Source organism: Rhizobacter sp. P1_G5, from assembly GCF_056405435.1.
Map to the genome: position 1 here is coordinate 1 of NZ_JBFUCB010000990.1, position 1,330 is coordinate 1,330.

Annotated in this window: 1 protein-coding gene; it reads right to left on the bottom strand. The window is 67.3% G+C overall.

What is annotated here, in order from left to right; all coding sequences use genetic code 11:
- A partial coding sequence (locus tag AC1D12_RS33435; protein ID WP_477845390.1) for a PEP/pyruvate-binding domain-containing protein occupies positions 1 to 1,033 on the bottom strand: 1,033 nt, incomplete at its 3' end.
- Between the last annotated feature and the right edge of the window lie 297 nt (positions 1,034 to 1,330).

Consider the following 1,330-nt stretch of genomic DNA (forward strand, 5'->3'; position numbering starts at 1 on the left):
TCACCGTCTCGGGGCGGGCCTGCAGGATGTACAGCTTGCCGTCGGCGCCGTCCTTGCCCCACTCGATGTCCATCGGGCGGGCGTAGTGCTGCTCGATGGTCAGCGCGTAGCCGGCCAGCTCGGCCACGTCGGCGTCGCTCAGCGAATAGCGGTTGCGCAGCTCGGTGGCGGTGTCGACCGTCTTGACGAGCCTGCCCGACGCGGCGCGCTCGGCGGGCGTCGCGAACTCCATCTTGATCAGCTTGGAGCCGAGGTTGCGGCGGATGATGGCCTGCTTGCCATTGCGCAGCGCCGGCTTGTGCACGTAGAACTCGTCCGGGTTCACGGCGCCCTGCACCACCGTCTCGCCCAGGCCGTAGCTGGAGGTGATGAAGACGACGTCGGTGAAGCCGCTCTCGGTGTCGATCGTGAACATCACGCCGGCGGCGCCGAGGTCGGAGCGCACCATGCGCTGCACGCCGGCCGACAGCGCCACGTCGCTGTGGGCGAAGCCCTTGTGCACGCGGTAGCTGATGGCGCGGTCGTTGTAGAGGCTCGCGAAGACCTCCTTCATCTTGTGCAGCACCTCGTCGATGCCGATCACGTTGAGGAAGGTCTCCTGCTGGCCGGCGAAGCTGGCGTCGGGCAGGTCTTCGGCGGTGGCCGACGAGCGCACGGCGAACGACGCGCCCGGGTGGTCGGCGGTCAGCCGCGCGAATTCGGCGCGGATGGCGGCCTCCAGCTCGGGCGGGAACGGCGTGGCCTCGATCCAGGCACGGATCTGCGCGCCGGCCTCGGCCAGCGCCTTCACGTCATCGGTGTTGAGGGTGGAAAGTCGATCCTGGATGCGCGCGGCCAGGCCGTTGTGCGCGAGAAACTGTCGGAACGCGTGCGCCGTGGTGGCAAAGCCGCCGGGCACCCGCACGCCCGAGGCAGCCAGCTGGCTGATCATTTCGCCGAGGGAGGCGTTCTTGCCGCCGACCGCCTCGACGTCGGTCATTCTCAGATGTTCAAACGGTGCGACCAGGGCGGTCGCCAGGTTCGGAAGTGACATGGGAAAGCTCCGTGATGTTGAGAAACCGGTGCTTCCCGCCCGAACCGCGAACCCGAGCAATGCTCCGAGGGCTCCAGCAGGCGACGCGCGGTCCAGCGCTTGAGGTGTTCGAGTGGTGGCATGGACCGGGTGGGCGTCTAGGGGGGCGATTTGGAAGATTGGGGGCGATTTTACGGGCCTTCCTGCCTATCATCGATGCCTCAACGCCCCCCTGTTCACATGGCCAATCGCACTGTCTACTTCGTTTCCGACGGCACCGGGATCACGGCCGAGACCTTCGGCAACTCGATCCTGGCC